Raw genomic sequence first — 18,627 nt, forward strand, 5'->3', positions numbered from 1 at the left:
ATCCGTAACGATTTATGGAGGCAGCTATGTCCATCTCTTTTGATAAAGCATTAGGTATTCACCAGCACACCGTCGGTGTCCGCGGAAAGCGTGCGGAAACACTGGCCAGCAATATTGCCAATGCGAATACACCTGGCTACAAAGCAAAAGATATCGACTTTAAGCGCGCCCTGAATGCGGCAACGTCGGAGGCAAACATTGGCCTGAGTCGTACCGATGGTCGGCATATCTCTGCCTCCACAAAAATTATGGGTGAGCAAAAGTACCGTGTTCCTAATCAACCGGATACCGGCGACGGTAACACCGTGGATGCACAACTTGAGCAGAACCTGTTCATGCAGAACTCGCTGGAATATCAGGCATCACTCGATTTTCTGGGCTCAAAATTCAAAAACCTGAGCAAGGCATTAAAAGGGGAATAATAAATGAGTTTGTTTAACGTTTTTAATGTCACTGGCTCGGCAATGAGTGCGGAGTCAGTCCGCTTGAATACGACGTCTAGTAACCTGGCCAATGCCAACAGCGTAAGTAGTTCTGCTGAAGAAACATATAAAGCGCGTCATCCGGTGTTTGCAGCGGCTCTGCAAAGTGCCAGTTATCAGCGTGAAGAAAGCGTACCTGTTCAGGTAAAAGGTATTGTTGAGAGCCAGAAACCGTTGCGTGCCGAGTATAACCCGGAGCACCCGCTTGCGAATGCGGAAGGTTATATCTACAAGCCTAATGTCAACGTAATGGAAGAAATGGCCAACATGATTTCAGCTTCTCGTTCCTATCAAAGTAATGTCCAAGTTGCAGATGCCAGTAAGCAGATGCTGATGAGCACATTACAGATGGGTAAATAAGGGTAAGGAGTGACTGTTATGACCGGTATTAACGGCGCAGGTCAAAGCAATTTGTCCTACCTTGACAAGCTCAAGGGGATGCAACAGGAAAAACTGCAGGAAGAGCAGAAAGTCACAACAGGTCAGACCCAGCTGAAGCAAGAAGATTTTCTCTCGCTGCTGACAAAGCAGATGGCTCAGCAGGATCCGTTCAAACCTGTTGGTAACGACCAGATGATTGCCCAGATGGCATCATTTGCCACGGTTGATGGTATTAACCAGATGAACGAGCAATTTGGCAGCCTGAACTCGGCCATGACCTCGAATCAGGCCCTGCAGGCCTCTTCATTGGTAGGGCGTGATGTGCTTATCCCAAGCTCTACCGGGGTTAAGCAAGCCGAGGGCGGCATGGCCGGTATGGTCAAATTACCTGAGGCTCTGAACAACATGATGGTTCGAGTTGAAAATGAACAGGGCCAGTTAATTAAAACCTTCGACATGGGGGCTAAACCACCAGGCGAACACCGCTTTGAATGGGATGGTACCGATGAAAGTGGCAAAGTGTTGCCGGAAGGTCGTTATAAACTCAAAGTAGCCGGGCTAGTTGATGGTGAAAGCCGTGAGTTTGATGTCTCTACCTATGCCAATGTCAACAGTGTGTTGCTTGGCAATGGGGCTGGCGATGTCATGCTTAATCTCGCGGGCTTTGACTCGCCATTCAAACTTGCTGAAGTGCTTGAAGTCGGCAAGGTATAACAGGTTTTAGGAGATTCACAACATGGGATTTAATATTTCATTGAGTGGTATTGGGGCATCACAGAAAGACCTTAATACCACAAGTAATAACATTGCCAACTCAAACACTTACGGCTTTAAAGAGTCGCGTGCGGAGTTTGGTGATGTCTATTCAAGTTCGGTTTTTTCGAATGCCAAAACCACGACTGGTGGTGGTGTTCAGACATCTGTGGTAGCACAGCAATTCCATGAAGGTTCAAGTATTTATACTAACAACCCGATGGATCTCCGTATTTCCGGTAGTGGCTTTTTCGCCGTTGCCGATGAAAAACTGCAGCCGCAAAATAATAGCCTGACACGAAATGGCGCGTTCCACCTAAACAAAGAGAATCACATTGTGAACTCTGAAGGTCAGTACCTGCTGGGTTACCAGGTTGACCAGGAAACCGATCAGGTGATGTCTTACGAGTCGCAGGCATTGAAAGTGCCGGATCAGTTTGGTCAGCCTCGCGCCTCAACCAATATTGAAATTGGCGTTAACCTACCGGCTAATGGTGATACAAAAGACGCAAAACTGTTTGATTTCAATAACCCTGATACCTATAACAAGTCAACATCGGTGACTATTTATGACTCGCTGGGTCAGCCATACAAGATGTCGACTTATTATGTGAAGGATAATACGGCACCCAACCGCTGGGCGGTGTATTACACGGCAACTGATGCCACAGGCGAGAAGCCGATCAATGTGACCAATGGTGGCTCTGCAACGGCAACAGGGGTACAGGGGAGCTTTATTGATTTCAATACTGATGGTTCTGTGGCCTCGGTTAACGGTGGTAACCCGATCGTAACTGAACCGCTAGGTGCAACCGGTGCCGGTCTTGACCTGAATGGTGCTGACGAGAACCAAGTGCTGAATGTGAATATTGAAGATCCTACTCAGTATGCTGCGCCGTTCGAAATTCGTCGTTTTAACGAAGATGGTGCGACTACCGGTTATCTGGCGAAAGTCGACATCGATGCCAAGGGCTCGATTGTAGCCACCTACAGTAACGGTGAAAATGTCACGCTAGGCCGTGTCGGTATGGTGCGCGTACCGAACGAGCAGGGTTTGGTTTCGAAAGGTGGTACTCAGTGGGTTGTAAGCCAGGATTCTGGCGCGGCAATCTGGGGCGAGGCGAGCCAGGGGGCGTTTGGTGCCGTTAAGAGCGGTACGCTGGAGCAGTCAAACATTGACATGACCCAGGAGCTGGTAGACTTGATCACCGCTCAACGTAATTTCCAGGCGAACTCTCGTGCGCTGGAAGTTGATAACCAGCTGCAGCAGACAATTCTGCAAATCCGCTAAAGCCTAAACTCATGGCTATTTCGCTTAATATTTGCATCGAAAGTGCTCATTTATACTTATAAACACTGCGCTTTCTCTTTGCTCTTAAACGAAATAGCTGCGAGTGCATCTGCTCTCAATTTAGCATGAATTTATGGTTTTGCCGCTTGATTGACCCTTGTGTTGAAAAAGCGGCAAAAGTTGTCCAGCCCCGTCATAAAATTGTCTCTTCATTGCCATCCTCTCGGCATTAAAAACATAATCATTTGATTTATAAAGATATAATATTGGTGGCATAGTTATTGCTTAAAGATTGCTAGATTGTGATTGGAGAGTCGATAATGGATCGTTCACTATATTTGGCCATGAGTGGCGCTAAGCAAGATATGTATGGCATGCAGCTCCATGCCAACAACCTTGCCAACGTGAGAACAACGGGTTTTCGCGCCGACTTGGAGCAGGCTCGCAGCATGCAGGCTTATGGTGAAGGTTTACCATCGCGGGTATTCGCCATGACTGAGCGTCCGGGACAAGACTTTTCTCAGGGCTCAGTAATGACCACTGGACGTGATTTGGATGTTACCGTAGAAGGTGACGGCTGGTTGGCTGTATTAGATCCTTCGGGTCAGGAAGCTTATACCCGTGCCGGGCACCTAAAAATCGATCAGACCGGGATGCTACAAAATAGCAATGGCAACCTGATGCTCGGTGAAAATGGTGGCCCGATTTTTGTTCCACTCCCAATCAGCAAAATTGAAATCGGCAACGACGGAACTATTTCGGTACTCCCTCAGGGAGCGCCACCGGAAGCGATGGAAGTCGTTGACCGTCTGAAATTAGTGCGACCAGATAACCGCGATCTGTACAAAGACGTCAATGGTTTGTTCAAGTCAAAAAATCCAGGTGAAGTGTTTGATGCCGATGCTGGCGTGACCTTGCTAAACGGTGCACTGGAAGGCAGCAATGTTAATGCCGTGGGCGAAATGACCAGCATGATCGATCTGCAGCGCCATTTTGAAATGCAGGTCAAGTTAATGAAAACCGCAGAAGAAATGGACGCCGCTTCATCTTCCCTGCTGCGTTTAGGCTAAACCGATAAAAGGAAAACAACATGCATCCAGCTTTATGGGTAAGTAAAACCGGTCTTGACGCCCAGCAGACAAATATCTCGACCATTTCTAATAACCTGGCCAATGCCTCAACCGTGGGCTTCAAGAAAAGCCGAGCGGTATTCGAAGATCTGTTTTACCAGAATATTAACCAGCCAGGCGGCCAGTCATCACAGGATACCGAGCTGCCATCAGGCTTAATGCTAGGTGCTGGTTCTAAGGTCGTAGCAACCCAGAAGGTATTTACCCAGGGCAATACGCAAACCACCAATAATGCGATGGATATGATGATTGAGGGAGATGGCTTCTTCCAGATCTTAATGCCGGACGGCAATATGGGGTATACCCGTAATGGTCAGTTCACGATTAACGGTGAAGGCCAGTTGGTAACTACCGGTTCTGGCTATGTTTTACAGCCGGAAATTGTGGTTCCGGAAGATGCTGTTGGTGTGACGGTGGGGACTGACGGTGAAGTTTCAGCCCGAATTCGTGGCCAGCAGGAAAATCAGGTTTTGGGACAGATCACGACGGTTGATTTTATTAACCCTGGTGGCCTTGAACCGATCGGTCAGAACTTGTTCTTGCCAACTGGTGCGAGTGGCGATGCCCAGGAAGGTGTCCCTGGTCTGGATGGTTTAGGTTCTATTCGTCAGTCGATGCTGGAAACATCCAACGTCAACGTAACGGAAGAGCTGGTAAACATGATTGAAGCGCAGCGAGTTTATGAGATGAACTCTAAAGTGATTTCAACCGTTGACCAGATGCTGAGCTACGTTAACCAACAGCTATAACAGGGTATTAGAATGGCGATGAAAAAAATCATAGCAGGTCTGGCTATTGTACTTTCTGGCTGTGTACAACTGCCGCAGGAAGAGTCGGATATGGCTCAGGCCACGACAACGGTGGATGCTGTTGAAGGGACAACGGAGCAAAGCTCTGGGCTGATTGACATGATGCGTCGCCGTGAAGATCCTCAGGCTGGCGATCCTGCGTGGGCGAGTATCCGTCCGCAGGAAAAGCCGGAACATTATGCAACGGCAACGGGGTCTCTGTTTAACTCGTCGGCGGCTCAGGATCTGTATGACGATACCAAGCCAAGAGGCATCGGCGATATTGTCACTATCTTGCTGGAAGAGAAAACCCAGGCCAAGAAAAGTGCCAGTTCGGATTTAGATAAGTCGACTGATATGTCGATGGATCCGTTAGCGCTTGGTGGTAAGCCTGTCACTATCGGTGACCGTGATCTGTCTTATGAAGTCAGTAACGCCAATAAATTTGCCGGCAGTACATCAGCCGATCAGAGCAACAGTATCAAGGGTTCAATTTCCGTAGAAGTGATTGATGTGCTTGCAAACGGCAACCTGCTGGTGCGAGGTGAAAAATGGTTAACACTGAACACTGGTGATGAGTACATTCGAGTCAGCGGTACGATCCGCCCTGATGACATCAGCCAGGAAAACACCATTGCCTCAACACGTATCGCTAATGCTCGAATCCAGTATTCGGGAACTGGCGACCGCCAAGATATCCAGGAGCAGGGCTGGCTGGCTCGCTTCTTCAATGTCAGCATTTAACGGAGCGCTGAAGTGAGAGTACAGAGTTTTTTCATCAGCCTAATGTTGCTGCTGGCACTGCCGTTACAGGCAGCCCGAATCAAAGATGTGTCGGAAGTGGCCGGGGTACGAAGTAACCAGTTGGTCGGCTACGGTCTGGTTGTCGGCTTGCCGGGGACTGGTGAGACAACGCCTTTCACCGATCAGAGCTTCAACGCCATGCTGCAGAACTTTGGTATTCAGCTGCCGGCGGGTACTAAACCTAAAACTAAAAATGTTGCCGCGGTTGCCGTGAACGCAACATTGCCGCCGTTTACCAAGCAAGGCCAATCTATTGATGTCACGGTTTCATCCATTGGTTCGGCAAAAAGTTTGCGGGGTGGCACCCTGTTGCAGACTTTCTTAAAAGGTTTGGACGGGAAAGTGTATGCGATTGCACAAGGTAGCCTGGTGGTGGGTGGCTTCAGTGCGACAGGGGCCGATGGCTCGAAAGTGGTTGGTAATAACCCAACGGTTGGCCGGATCTCAAATGGTGCGATGGTTGAGCAGGAGGTTCCGAACCCGTTTGGTCGCGGTGATTTCCTGACATTCAATTTGTTTGAATCTGATTTTACGACAGCTCAGCGTATGGCTGATGCAATCAACCAGTTCCTTGGCCCACAAATGGCCGCAGCGGTGGATGCGACTTCGATTCGCGTACGTGCGCCTCGTGATGTGAGCCAGCGAGTGGCTTTCTTATCCACTATCGAGAACCTTGAGTTTGATCCTGCCGATGGCGCGGCAAAAATTATTGTGAACTCCCGTACCGGTACGATTGTCGTCGGTAAGAATGTGAAGCTGAAACCTGCTGCGATCACTCATGGTGGCATGACGGTATCGATCAAGGAAAATTATTCGGCCAGCCAGCCAAATGCTTTTTCTGGCGGCGAAACGGTGTTGGTACCTAACTCTGATATTCAGGTTACCGAGGAAGATTCCCGAATGTTCAAGTTCGAACCGGGAATAACGCTTGATGAACTGGTACGTGCAGTTAACCAAGTTGGCGCAGCGCCTTCTGATTTAATGGCTATCTTGCAGGCGTTGAAGCAGGCTGGTGCGATTGAAGGCCAGTTGATAATTATTTAATGGGATCGACGATGAAAACAGCCAATCCGGGATTTATCCATGATATTTCCAACCTTGACCGGTTAAGGGCAGGGATCAAGGATGATGAAAGCCAGTCTTTGCGTGCTGCCGCGCAGCAGTTTGAGGCTATTTTCACTCAGATGTTGTTTAAGTCGATGCGTGAGGCCAATGAGGCGTTTGAATCTGATCTGATGAGCAGTAGCAATAGCAAGTTCTTCGAGCAGATGCATGACGAGCAGATGGCTAGTGAACTGAGCGCTACGGGCTCGCTGGGTTTGGCTGATCTGATTGTCTCTCAATTGGGAGGCGAAGAGGAGGTGCCGGCTTCAGAGCAGGACATCCGCGATGCTGTCAGTGATACTCCATTACGTTTACCGTTTGATACCCAAGGAAAGCAACCCGATAAGGCTATGGTGGAAAAAGCTGCCGATGATGCTCTGCAGGTGATGCAACAGGCTGAGCCTGTTACGTTTACGGCTCCAGCGTCGCCGCTACCGCCGCTTAAGCCTCTGGTTAATGACCGGCCTTTTGATTCTCCTCAGGATTTTGTCACCAGAATGCGTCCCTATGCGGAAAAAGCGGCTCATGCATTGGGAACTGAACCGTCAGTGTTGATCGCTCAGGCTGCGCTGGAGACCGGCTGGGGGAAAAAAGTCATCAAAAATGCCGCGGGCAACAGTAATAACTTGTTTAATATCAAGGCTGATCCGCGTTGGTCTGGCAACAAAGTCGCGACCAATACCCTGGAGTTCCATAATGGTATCCCGGTACAGGAAAAAGCCGCGTTTCGTTCCTATGACAATTATCAGGATAGTTTTAATGACTATGTGCGCTTCCTGAACGAGAATCCACGTTACTCTAAAGCACTGGAACAGCCAGCTGATCCCGTCCGCTTTATCCGTAATCTGCATAAGGCGGGTTATGCCACCGACCCGCAATATTCCGATAAGATTATCGGGGTGATGGATACGGTGAAGCGGCTGATGAAATAGGAGCTAGAGCCTAGTTCATAGATGCTAGTTCCTAGAGAATGAAACAAAGGTTCTAGGTACTGGGAAGAGCCGGTTCCAGGGAGAGCAAAAGCTTGAGCCTGAGAGCAATTTGTAGAACTGTCTCGCCAGAACCCAGAACCCAGAACCCAGAACCCAGAACCCAGAACCCAGAACCCCTATTGATACTCAGCTCTTGCCGTTTCTAGGAGCTAGCAACCAGGAACCGGCCTCTCGTTCCTCCTCGGCAACCCTTTGCCTCTATTCACAAAAACAATAACTTACCAAAACAAAAATAATTGCAAATCAACCATTTAACCTCGCTGTGAGATCTGGAATGATTTTTGCTTAAATGTCTCTGTATGATTTATCCCCTTAACTCACCGGAGGCATCATGGGGTTTGACCTGCTCAATATGGGCACTCAAGGTCTGATGACTGCACAACGACAGTTAAACACGACCAGCCACAACATTAACAATGTTAATACCGAAGGCTACAGCCGTCAGTCTGTTGTGCAGCAAACCAACGATCCTATTTGGTGGGGAGGCAGCCAGTACGGTACCGGTGTCCATGCGGCAGAAGTTCGCCGTGGGTACGATCAATTTGCCACCAACGAATTAAATCTGACGACCACCAATCTTAGCTATGCGACAGAGCGGGAAGGACAGCTTGGTCGCTTAGATAACATGCTCGCCAACAGTGCCAAGAAGATCCCGGAAGACATGAACCAGTGGTATGACGCGGTCAAGGCGCTGGCAGACAGCCCGAGCGATATGGGTTCGCGTAAGGTCGTGCTGGAAAAAGCCAAAATGGTCGCCTCCGGATTGAATGATAACCATGCAATATTGGCGCGTCAGAAATCAGAAACCAATGAAGTGCTATCACGAACCCTGAATCGCGTAAATGATATTGCCAAAGAGCTGGTGGACGTACATAAGGCATTGGTAAAAACACCGGCCTTAGGCCATGACAATGACTTGCTGGATCGCCACCAGAACTTGGTCAATGAGCTGTCGGAATACACCAAGGTTACCGTGACTCGCAAGAACGACGAGAGCTTTAATATTATGATCGGTAGTGGTCATACACTGGTTTCCGGTACCGAAGCCAGTGAACTGCGGATGGTCGGCGGTCAACCCGATCCGCAGCAGACCCGGTTGGCAATCGTGGAAGGTAAATCGCTGAAAACCATCCAAAATGACGATATTGGCGGCAAAATGGCCGCTATGTTCCAGTATCGAGATGAAACACTGTCCCATGCAATGGATGAAATGGGACGGATTGCAATCGGCTTTTCCCACTCGGTCAATGAATTACAGCAGCAGGGGCTGGATCTTAACGGCCAGGTCGGTGAAAACATGTTTCGTGATGTTAACGATCCGGCGATAGCCGCTGCCAGAGCCAAGCTGCCGGTAGGTTCGACGGCTGATTTGAAAGTTTATATCGAAGATTTAAGTGAGTTGAAGATTGGTGAATACGATCTGACGTTTGATGGCAGCCAGCATACCTTGGCCCTGCCTGACGGCTCACAGCAGAAGGTGATCCCTAGCGGTAATCCGCCGGCATTCTCAATGGATGGTTTTCGGGTCGAAATGGATGCGCCGATGAAGGCTGGTGAGCGTATTGTATTGCGTCCGACCCGCTCGGCGGCGGGAGAAATCAGTGTCAGCATTGCCGATCCGGCAAAAATTGCCGCCCAGAGTTACCTGAGTTCGGCCAGTACCATGCAGGGACAGGCCGAATTTAGCATTACTAGCCCGGGTAACCTGACTGAGTTTCAGGTCGCGGTCTCGCCCGATGCCAGCCAGTTTGCCGTGTTAGACATGAAGGGCAATATTTTACGGCCGCCGCAGCCTTATCCGCCATCAGGCGAAGTGGTTGTCGGGGGCACGGGCTTTACGCTGGGGAAAGGCGCTGTCGGTGGCGACGTTCTTGCCGTCAACTTAAATCCGGCAGACGGTGATAACGGTAACTTGATCAAGATGCAGACCTTGCAGGCTGACAAGATGATGGATGAAGGGCGTTCGACGGTTATCGATGTTTACCAAGGCTTGAACACCGAGATGGGGGTACAGAAAGCTTCAGCAGCTCGTCTGAAAGAAGTCGGCCTCGTCGAGAAAGACGCCGCCGAAAGCCGAGTCGCAGAGATTGCAGGTGTGAACCTCGATGAGGAAGCGGCAAATATGATGAAGTTTCAGCAAGCCTATATGGCCTCGTCGCGGATCATGACGGTGGCCAATGAGACTTTTGACACTTTACTTAATGCATCACGCTAGGGAGACTGATTATCATGATTAGCCGTATGGCCAGCTTCCATAATTACCGCTCGGTAGCGAATGACATGAATCGCCAGCAGGTCAAAGTGCAGGAGAACCAGGAGCAACTGGCTTCTGGCAAGCGCTTGCTGACCGCGGGTGATGATCCGGTCTCCTCGATTTATATCCAGAACTTTGATCAGCAAAATACCCAGATCGAACAGTCGATCAAATCGATCACTCTGGCACGAAATCGCCTGAACAATGAAGAAACCGCTATCACGGAAGTTGAAAACCTGCTCGATGAAGCCAAGCGCAAATCGATGATGATGGTAAACGGCTCGCTGTCCGGTGATGACCGGATTGCCCATAAGCAAGATATGCAGGGCTTGTTTGATTCTTTTATGAACCAGGTAAACAGCCAAGATGAATCGGGCAACTTTATTTTTGCCGGCACGCAATATAGCAAGCAGCCGTTCTTCCGTGACAACAACGGCAATGTTAGCTATGTGGGCGACAGCTATCAGCGCATGGCCAAAGTAGCCCCGGCAGTTGATGTTCCGTTAAATGATGCCGGTGATAAATTATTTATGGAAGTTGCTAACCCGTATGGTGACTACCAACCTGATTATGATCTGGAAAGCGGTTCTTTGTTATTGCTGTCGCAGGCACGTAATAGTAATGATGCCGATCAGTCTGCTTACCGGATTGAGTTCTCGACGTCCTCTGCCGGCACGGCCTATGAGTTGTTCCAGAACGGGACGAAGGTTAGCAGTGCGTCATTTGATCCTAAGGTTGGCATTCAGTGGGGAACCTTGCAGGTTGATCTGGAAGGGGAAATTAAAGATGGCGATATTATTGACCTTTCTCGCCAGGATACGGTGAATGTGTTTGATGCCTTTAAGCGCAGTATCGACCTGTCAGACAGTGATGTATCTGATGCCTCGGCAACGGCTGAGCTACACCAGGCCGCAGCTGAATTGTCAGAAGGGTTCAAGCATATCAACCGGGCGCGTTCAGAAATTGGTACCCGGCTTCAGACTTTAGACCGTCAGGAAGATATGCACCAGGACTTTAAGATCGTGATGAGCCAAGCGCGCGGAACCTTGGAAGACCTGGATTATGCAACTGCCGTTATTGAGCTGAATGAGAATATGATGGCATTGCAGGCCTCTCAGCAGGCTTTTGCCAAGACCAAGGATCTGAACTTATTTAACTACATCTAGCGATGACACATAGTGTAGTCATCGACAGAAAACCTTTGTTGCGGCAAAGGTTTTTTATTGCTACGGCAATAGCGGTAATACGCGAAGGCATCGAGTTGCCGCTTGGTGCTGAATATAATAATTGCTAGGTGTAAGTGATTGTAAATAAATGGTTTTATTTTTGGCATGATGATTGCTAATAAGATATCGGTGGCAAATCAGTGGCAAACTGATTGCCAATACAAATTAATACTATATATAGCTGGCCCCGCTTCACTGTCTTTAGTTTTGACTGTTGCGGGTAGGCTGTTTCGCTGACCAAGAGCGAAAGTCAAAGGAGAGCAAAATGGGTGTAACAGTAAACACCAACGTGTCTGCCATGACTGCGCAGCGTTACCTGGGCAAAGCAACAAGTGATCTTAGTACCTCGATGGAACGTCTTTCTACGGGTAGTAAGATTAACAGTGCTAAAGACGATGCTGCGGGTCTGCAGATCTCGAATCGTTTGGTGGCGCAGACGCGTGGCCTGAATGTGGCGATGCGTAACGCCAATGATGGTATTTCAATTGCACAGACAGCAGAAGGTGCAATGCAGGAATCAACCAGTATTCTGCAACGAATGCGTGATCTGTCGCTCCAGTCTGCCAATGGCGCGAACTCGGATGATGACCGTGTGGCCATTCAGGAAGAAGTCTCTGCACTGCAGGACGAATTGAACCGTATCGCCGAAACAACGGCATTTGGTGGCCGTAAACTACTGAACGGTACATTTGGCGAGGCTGCCTTCCAGATAGGTGCCGATTCTGGTGAAGCGATCATTATGGGAATGGACAGTGTCCGTGCCGACTATGAAGAAATGGGCGGTAGCCTGCTGGTATCTACCAACAAAATCGCCCCAGGCGCAGAGCTGAATGCCAATGCCACAGTTAGCTTCTCGGTTACCGACAAGCTGGGTAATAAGACCGATGTCAGCGTTGACCTTCTAAAGGGCGATGACGTTGAAGAAATCGCGACACGTATCAACGGCCAGAACTCTGCGGTTAATGCTTCGGTAAGCGAAGAGGGCGAGCTGCAGATTTTTGCCGGTGACGGTGATGTTGCGGTAACTGCTGGCGCGATGCAGATGAAAAACACCGATGGCACAGTTGTGGCGGGTGATATTGCTGGTGCAGCAACAGCGGTATCTGTTGGTGATATCGATGTTGAATCTGTCGGTGGTGCTCAACAGGCCGTGCCAATTATTGATGCGGCACTGAAGTATATCGACAGCCAACGTGCTGACCTGGGTGCGAAGCAGAACCGTCTTGGCCATACCATCAATAACTTGGCGAACGTGTCTGAAAACGTATCGGCTTCTAACAGCCGAATCCGTGATACGGACTTTGCCAAGGAAACCACGGAAATGGCGAAGAACCAGATCCTACAGCAGGCAAGTACCTCTATTCTTGCCCAGGCCAAACAGGTTCCGCAGGCGGCAATGAGCCTGCTGCAATAATTTTCCGTTTCCCGGAAACATCGATAAACGGCAAGAGGCAACCTCTTGCCGTTTTTTTTTCTAAGGGACGAAAACCTAGTGCTGGAGTAAGGGCGGGCATAACGCGGGCCCTAGGCTCTAGGAAGAGCCGGTTCAAGGGAGGAGCAAGTGATTGATACTTCCTTGGGGCTTTTGAACCCAGCATTACCGTTGAACGCTTTGTTACGCGTGCCATTTCCCTTCCTGCGCTTCACTTTATCATTTTGATTTTTATTAACTTGATCACGTTTTAATCAGTTTTAAAAAAATTCCAAAAAAAATCTTAAAGGTTTTTCGAAGCATGCCGTTACAACTCATGTACGAAGAATAACAAGGTTTTACCGGCTGGGCTGGTCAAGCCATTTTGAATACTTAAGGAGATACATTATGGCAGTTACAGTAAATACTAACGTTTCTGCAATGACCGCTCAGCGTTACTTAGGCCAGGCGACTGAAGCTTCTGGCAAATCGATGGAGCGTCTTGCAACTGGTAGCAAGATCAACAGTGCTAAAGACGATGCAGCGGGTCTACAGATCTCTAACCGTTTGATGACACAGAGCCGCGGTCTTGACGTTGCAGTACGTAACGCCAACGACGGTATCTCAATGGCGCAGACAGCTGAAGGTTCGATGCAAGAAACAACCAGCATCCTACAGCGTATGCGTGACCTATCACTACAGTCTTCTAACGGTTCTAACTCTCAGGAAGACCGTGACTCAATCCAGGAAGAAGTGACGGCGCTTAACGACGAACTAAACCGTATCGCTGAAACGACCTCTTTCGGTGGTACTAAGCTGCTAAACGGCCAGTTCGGCTCACGTTCTTTCCAGGTTGGTGCTGATTCAGGTGAAGCGGTTCAGATGAACTTCAACAACGTTCGTTCTGATGAAACTAAAATGGGTGGCAGCATGTTGGTTTCAACCAACAAGGCGACTGCAGACTCAACTCTGAATGCAGATACTGCGATTGAGCTAAGTGTTACTGACTCTGCAGGTACGGCAACTGCAGTAAAAGTTGACCTGGTTAAGGGCGATGATATCGAAGAAATCGCGACTCGCATCAACGGTCAGAACGACCAGATCAATGCCTCTGTGTCTGAAGATGGCGAGCTACAGCTATTCTCTTCTGAAGGTGCGGTTGGTGTAACCACTGGTGGTATCGCAATGACAGATGGTGCGGGCAACGCCGTTGATGCATCAATTGCCGGTACGGCTGCGAACACCACAGTGTCAGAAATTGATGTAACGTCTGTAGGTGGTGCACAACAAGCGGTTGCCGTTCTTGATGGCGCGATGAAGTACGTTGACTCAGAGCGTGCTCAGCTAGGTGCATCTCAGAACCGTCTGAACCACACTATCAACAACCTGAATAACGTTAACGAGAACGTGTCTGCATCTAACAGCCGTATCCGTGATACGGACTTTGCGAAAGAGACAACGAACATGACGAAGAACCAGATCCTGTCTCAGGCTTCTACGTCAATTCTTGCTCAGGCAAAACAGGCACCACAAGCGGCACTAAGCCTGCTAGGTTAATACCTCGTAATAACGGCAAGGGGGAAACTCCTTGCCGTTTTCTGCTATCAGAAGGTGAAAGAATATGGATGTCAAACCTGTTTCTACTTCTTCACTTCCCCCCCGTTCTTCGACGAATGGCAACCATGCTTCTGCTGGCACAAATATTGCTAATAAATCTACTAGTGATTCTCAGGCTTCACCATCTGCCGCTAATACTCCCAGCCAGCAGACTGCAATTCCGAGCAGCGATAAGGGTAATACCGATGTCCGCCGGGTTGAGCAATCCGCCAATGTTGAACAACAGCATCAGCTGCAACGTGAACAACTGGAAAAAGTGGTAGAGCGCATCGAAGAATTTGTCGGTAGTACCCTGAACAAAGGGCTGGCATTTCGAATCGATGAAGATTCGGGTAAGAATATTGTCACCATTTACGATAAGCGAACCGGTGATATTGTCCGTCAGATCCCTGATGAAGATATGTTAGCACTATCCCGGCAGTTGGCAGCCAATTCGGGAGGGCTGGTAACGACGAAAGTGTAATCCATCATTCGAGGTAGTCAATGAACATAGGCGCAGCGGCCACCGCTTCCGGTCTTGATATTAACAAAATGGTTAATACGATCGTCGAAGCTGAAAAGGCACCGAAAGAAGCGCGGATCAATCAGCAGCGAGATAACATTGATGTCAGTATCAGTGCTTACGGCAAGCTGAAGAGTTCGTTAGACGAGATGAAATATATGATGTCAGATTTTCGTCGCAACCATACCATGTCTTCGCGCACAGTCTCTAGCGACAATAGTGATGTGCTGACGGCTTCAGCTTCCCATGAAGCGATCCCTGGAAAATACAGCGTGAAGGTTGAGCAGCTGGCTCAATCGCATAAAATCGTGTCCGGCACCTTCGATGAAGATGACAAAATGGGCGCAGGCAAGCTGGCAATATCTTTGGGAGCGAGCTCGTTCAATGTCGAGATCCCCGAAGATGAAAGTAAAATTATCGATGTTGTTCGCCTTATTAACCGTCATCCGTCAAATTCCGGGGTGATGGCCTCGGTCATTAAAGATGATGTCGGTGCGCGCCTGGTACTCTCGGCAGACAAGAGCGGAGAACAGAACAATATAAAAGTGCGGGTCGATGCGCCTATCGCCAGTACTCTGCAAAAGTTTGGCTTTAACCGCAACAACGAGATTAACTCGATGAGCGAGATGCAGGCCGCCGGGGATGCCAAAGTGGTTATCGATGGGCTGGCGGTGGTCACCAGCGATACCAATGTTATCGAAGATGCAATTAAAGGGGTTGACCTCAATCTCGTGGCATTGAGTGACAATGCAGACGGTAAAGAAAGTAAAAAAGATGTTTTGGTTGATGTAGCCTATGATCGCAATGCAGTTGGCGGTGCGGTTGAACAGTTCGTCAATGCCTACAATCAGTTTTTTGACGTATCTCGCGAACTCGGCAAGTTTGATCCTGAAACGCAGGAAAAAGGCCCACTGGTGGGCGACAGTATTATTCGTACCGTCGATAATCAGCTCCGAGCGGCATTTTCGTCTCCGATAGAAGGGGCGCCGGAAACGGTTAAAACCCTGAGTGAGCTTGGGATAACCAGCACGATGGCAGGGCGACTCGAAATTGACTATGACATACTTGATAAGCAGCTTGAGCAGAACTTTGCTGATGTCGGGGAGTTCTTTGGCAGTCGTGACGGTTTTGCCCGCAAGATAGAAGACTTGATCCATGCTCATACCGGTATTACCGGCAGTATCAAGGGGCGCCAGAATAGCCTAAACGAACAGGTGATGCGCCTGAATACCGATCAAAGCAATTTAGATCGAAGAATGGAGAGCGTTCAGAAGCGTGCCCATGATCAGTTTACGGCGATGGACAATGCCATGGGGCAGATGAAAAGTCAGCTCAACTCTATGATGAGTATGATGCCGCAGTAATTTTTTGGAATTTCATGTAAGAGAGTCGCGAATGCAGCGTTTAAATCAATTAGACGATCAACTGGAAGCAATGCTAGCCGTTGAAGGGGATATTGATTCTGATCGTTTGCAGCAGCTATTACAGCAACGTGATGAGCTTTTACAACAGTTAATGGCTCAGCCTGAATGCTTGGATAAAACCGAGTGGCAGGCAGCCGTAGAACGTACGTCGTGTTTACTTGCGCGTATCCGTCATCATCGTGATATGTCAGCAGGTCAACTCCAGCGGCTACAGCACGGGCAACGCTCGATGCAGGCTTATAATAAATTTCGGTAAGGTTTAAGAAAATGGCAATGAGAGGATCTCTACAGGCTTACAAACGAGTCTCAGTGGATAGTCAATTAACATCAGCATCTCCGCACCGTGTGATCTCGATGCTGATGGCCGGTGCAATTGAACGCCTGATCCAGGGCAAAGCGGCTATGGAGCAGGGATCGATTGCCGTTAAGGGCGAGCGCTTAGGCAAGGCTCTGGATATCGTGATCAGCTTACGCAGCTGCCTGTCGATGGAAGACGGTGCTGATATCGCATCAAATTTAGATGCTCTGTATGACTACATGATTCAGCAGATTTATAAAGCGAACCAGGATAACCTTGCCGAACCTATCGATGATGTTATCGAAATGCTTCGTGAGATCAAATCAGCCTGGGATCAAATTCCTGCTGAATATCATAATATGACGCAACTGGATGTATAATCCCCGCTAATTGCACATGCAATTCGTTGGTTAATGACTTTTCTCGCACGCGAGGTCAAAAAATTAGCCATAATGATTTGATTTGCACTTTCCTTTGTACTGGGGTCACAGCTTTTGGGTGTCCCTAGTTGCCTTCTCCTGTGCTTTTATTACAATGGGCGGCAATAATTTTTGGTTGCTGTATATCAGCCATACTAAATTCAACAATTTTTGACCGGATTTGATAGTTGTTCAATTTGGTATAAAAGCCACAGAATAGAAAATCCTATAAAGGCAGGCAATATCTCTCCTATGCAAGCTTTAGCTAAGACCCTCGTTATTGATGACGATCCGCAGCACCGTCATGACCTTAGTGTCATCCTGAATTTTGTTGGTGAACAACACGAAGCTGTTACGACAGACGAGGTAGAAAATTCGCTTTGGGAAAAGGCTTGGGGTGCTTGTTTACTGGGTAATATCAGTACTGGTAAATCACTGAACAAGATTCTGGACTATCTGCGTATTCATAACCATATTCCTGTTATTGCACTGTCAAACCATGCCAGTGAATTGGCGGGTTTGCCGAATTACGTGGGTGAGCTTGAGTTGCCTTTGCACTATGGGCAATTATCGGATGCTTTGCGTCATTGCCAGGAATTTCTGGGCAAGCGAGCATTTCAGATCCCTCAGCTCGGACGAAAAAATACCTTATTTCGTAGCATGGTTGGCCGCAGTGAAACGATCAGCCAGGTGCGCCATTTGATTGAGCAGGTATCCGCAACTGATGCCAGCGTATTAATTTTGGGTGAGTCAGGCACGGGTAAAGAAGTCGTAGCCCGTAATATTCACTATCACTCATCCCGCGGAAAAGGTCCGTTTGTACCGGTTAACTGCGGTGCTATTCCACCGGACTTGCTGGAAAGTGAATTGTTCGGCCATGAAAAAGGGGCATTTACAGGCGCGATAGCTGCCCGAAAAGGTCGTTTTGAATTGGCGGAAGGCGGAACGCTTTTCTTGGACGAAATCGGCGACATGCCAATGTCGATGCAGGTGAAGTTACTGCGTGTCCTGCAGGAACGTTGCTTCGAGCGGGTCGGTGGAAATGGCACTATCAAGGCCAATGTCCGCATTATTGCCGCGACGCACCGCAATCTCGATGAAATGATCCAAGATAACTCTTTCCGTGAAGATCTGTATTACCGCTTGAATGTCTTCCCGATAGAAATGCCGGCACTGCGCGAGCGTATCGAAGATATCCCGTTATTGCTGCAAGAGCTGCTGGCAAGAATGGAAGCCGAAGGCGCAAAACAGATCCACTTCACACCACGAGCCATTACATCGTTGATGGATCATGACTGGCCAGGCAATGTTCGTGAGCTGGCAAATCTGGTCGAGCGGCTAATTATTCTTTACCCAGGTGAAATGGTGGATGTAAACCACTTGCCGATGAAGTACCGCTATAGTGAACTGCCTGACTTCCAGCCCGAGGAGCATTTCCTCTCGACGGAAGATCAGGAACGTGCGGCCTTGGCTGATATGTTTGCTACCACTTATGTCGAAGCGGAAGATCAGGCGGGCATGAGCGATTTGCCACCTGAAGGGGTAAATCTAAAAGAGATGCTGGCAGAGCTGGAGGTGGAGATGATCCGCCAGGCGCTCGAAGCACAGACCGGTGTCGTGGCACGTGCTGCTGATATGCTGGGAATGCGACGCACCACTTTGGTGGAGAAAATGCGTAAGTATGGTTTGAGCAAGGAAGACCTACGTTAAGCTGCCTTACTCCTCCCTTCAAAATCGACGGTGTCATTTTC

At 48.9% G+C, this 18,627-nt stretch carries 18 protein-coding genes; all 18 read left to right on the forward strand.

All coding sequences use genetic code 11. From position 1 onward, the window contains the following. Positions 1-26 precede the first annotated feature (26 nt). The 18 genes from flgB to MD588_RS05100 all read left to right on the forward strand — a co-directional run bounded on the left by flgB (position 27) and on the right by MD588_RS05100 (position 18,586). A complete protein-coding gene (flgB, locus tag MD588_RS05015) occupies positions 27-422 on the forward strand; it encodes a flagellar basal body rod protein FlgB (RefSeq protein ID WP_265695836.1) in 396 nt (131 codons plus the stop codon). Positions 423-425: 3 nt separating this feature from the next. Then, entirely contained in the window at positions 426-842 is a 417-nt protein-coding gene (flgC, locus tag MD588_RS05020; RefSeq protein ID WP_265695837.1) for a flagellar basal body rod protein FlgC, read from the forward strand. An 18-nt stretch (positions 843-860) separates the two neighbouring features. Beyond that, positions 861-1,577, forward strand: coding sequence for a flagellar hook assembly protein FlgD (gene flgD, locus MD588_RS05025; RefSeq protein ID WP_265695838.1), 717 nt, complete (start codon positions 861-863; stop codon positions 1,575-1,577). 22 nt (positions 1,578-1,599) lie between these two features. Further along, a complete protein-coding gene (gene flgE, locus MD588_RS05030) occupies positions 1,600-2,907 on the forward strand; it encodes a flagellar hook protein FlgE (protein WP_265695839.1) in 1,308 nt (435 codons plus the stop codon). A gap of 320 nt (positions 2,908-3,227) precedes the next feature. Further along, complete coding sequence (flgF, locus tag MD588_RS05035) at positions 3,228-3,977, forward strand: flagellar basal-body rod protein FlgF (RefSeq protein WP_265695840.1); 750 nt, start codon at positions 3,228-3,230, stop codon at positions 3,975-3,977. Positions 3,978-3,997: 20 nt separating this feature from the next. Continuing rightward, positions 3,998-4,786: a flagellar basal-body rod protein FlgG gene (gene flgG, locus MD588_RS05040; RefSeq protein ID WP_265695841.1), complete on the forward strand. Its 789-nt coding sequence runs from the start codon at positions 3,998-4,000 to the stop codon at positions 4,784-4,786. 18 nt (positions 4,787-4,804) lie between these two features. Beyond that, on the forward strand, positions 4,805-5,569 hold the full coding sequence (gene flgH, locus MD588_RS05045) for a flagellar basal body L-ring protein FlgH (protein WP_265695842.1): 765 nt from the start codon (positions 4,805-4,807) through the stop codon (positions 5,567-5,569). A gap of 42 nt (positions 5,570-5,611) precedes the next feature. Further along, a complete protein-coding gene (locus MD588_RS05050) occupies positions 5,612-6,673 on the forward strand; it encodes a flagellar basal body P-ring protein FlgI (RefSeq protein ID WP_265696099.1) in 1,062 nt (353 codons plus the stop codon). Positions 6,674-6,684: 11 nt separating this feature from the next. Further along, positions 6,685-7,665: a flagellar assembly peptidoglycan hydrolase FlgJ gene (flgJ, locus tag MD588_RS05055; RefSeq protein WP_265695844.1), complete on the forward strand. Its 981-nt coding sequence runs from the start codon at positions 6,685-6,687 to the stop codon at positions 7,663-7,665. Between the two features lie 391 nt (positions 7,666-8,056). Next, entirely contained in the window at positions 8,057-9,940 is a 1,884-nt protein-coding gene (gene flgK / locus MD588_RS05060) for a flagellar hook-associated protein FlgK (RefSeq protein WP_265695845.1), read from the forward strand. Between the two features lie 14 nt (positions 9,941-9,954). Then, on the forward strand, positions 9,955-11,145 hold the full coding sequence (gene flgL / locus MD588_RS05065; RefSeq protein ID WP_265695846.1) for a flagellar hook-associated protein FlgL: 1,191 nt from the start codon (positions 9,955-9,957) through the stop codon (positions 11,143-11,145). Positions 11,146-11,503: 358 nt separating this feature from the next. Continuing rightward, a complete protein-coding gene (locus tag MD588_RS05070) occupies positions 11,504-12,619 on the forward strand; it encodes a flagellin (protein ID WP_407676547.1) in 1,116 nt (371 codons plus the stop codon). A 405-nt stretch (positions 12,620-13,024) separates the two neighbouring features. Then, complete coding sequence (locus MD588_RS05075; RefSeq protein WP_265695848.1) at positions 13,025-14,173, forward strand: flagellin; 1,149 nt, start codon at positions 13,025-13,027, stop codon at positions 14,171-14,173. A gap of 64 nt (positions 14,174-14,237) precedes the next feature. Continuing rightward, the gene (locus MD588_RS05080) at positions 14,238-14,696 is read left to right on the forward strand and encodes a flagellar protein FlaG (protein WP_265695849.1); all 459 of its coding nucleotides are present in this window, start codon (positions 14,238-14,240) and stop codon (positions 14,694-14,696) included. Positions 14,697-14,716: 20 nt separating this feature from the next. Continuing rightward, entirely contained in the window at positions 14,717-16,099 is a 1,383-nt protein-coding gene (gene fliD / locus MD588_RS05085) for a flagellar filament capping protein FliD (protein WP_265695850.1), read from the forward strand. 31 nt (positions 16,100-16,130) lie between these two features. Further along, entirely contained in the window at positions 16,131-16,415 is a 285-nt protein-coding gene (locus tag MD588_RS05090) for a flagellar rod protein FlaI (RefSeq protein ID WP_265695851.1), read from the forward strand. A gap of 17 nt (positions 16,416-16,432) precedes the next feature. After that, complete coding sequence (gene fliS, locus MD588_RS05095; protein ID WP_265695852.1) at positions 16,433-16,837, forward strand: flagellar export chaperone FliS; 405 nt, start codon at positions 16,433-16,435, stop codon at positions 16,835-16,837. A gap of 291 nt (positions 16,838-17,128) precedes the next feature. Beyond that, entirely contained in the window at positions 17,129-18,586 is a 1,458-nt protein-coding gene (locus MD588_RS05100; protein ID WP_265695853.1) for a sigma-54 dependent transcriptional regulator, read from the forward strand. Positions 18,587-18,627: the final 41 nt, after the last annotated feature.

Origin of the sequence: Photobacterium obscurum, from assembly GCF_026191635.1 — a bacterium.
GTDB classification, from domain to species: Bacteria; Pseudomonadota; Gammaproteobacteria; order Enterobacterales; family Vibrionaceae; genus Photobacterium; species Photobacterium obscurum.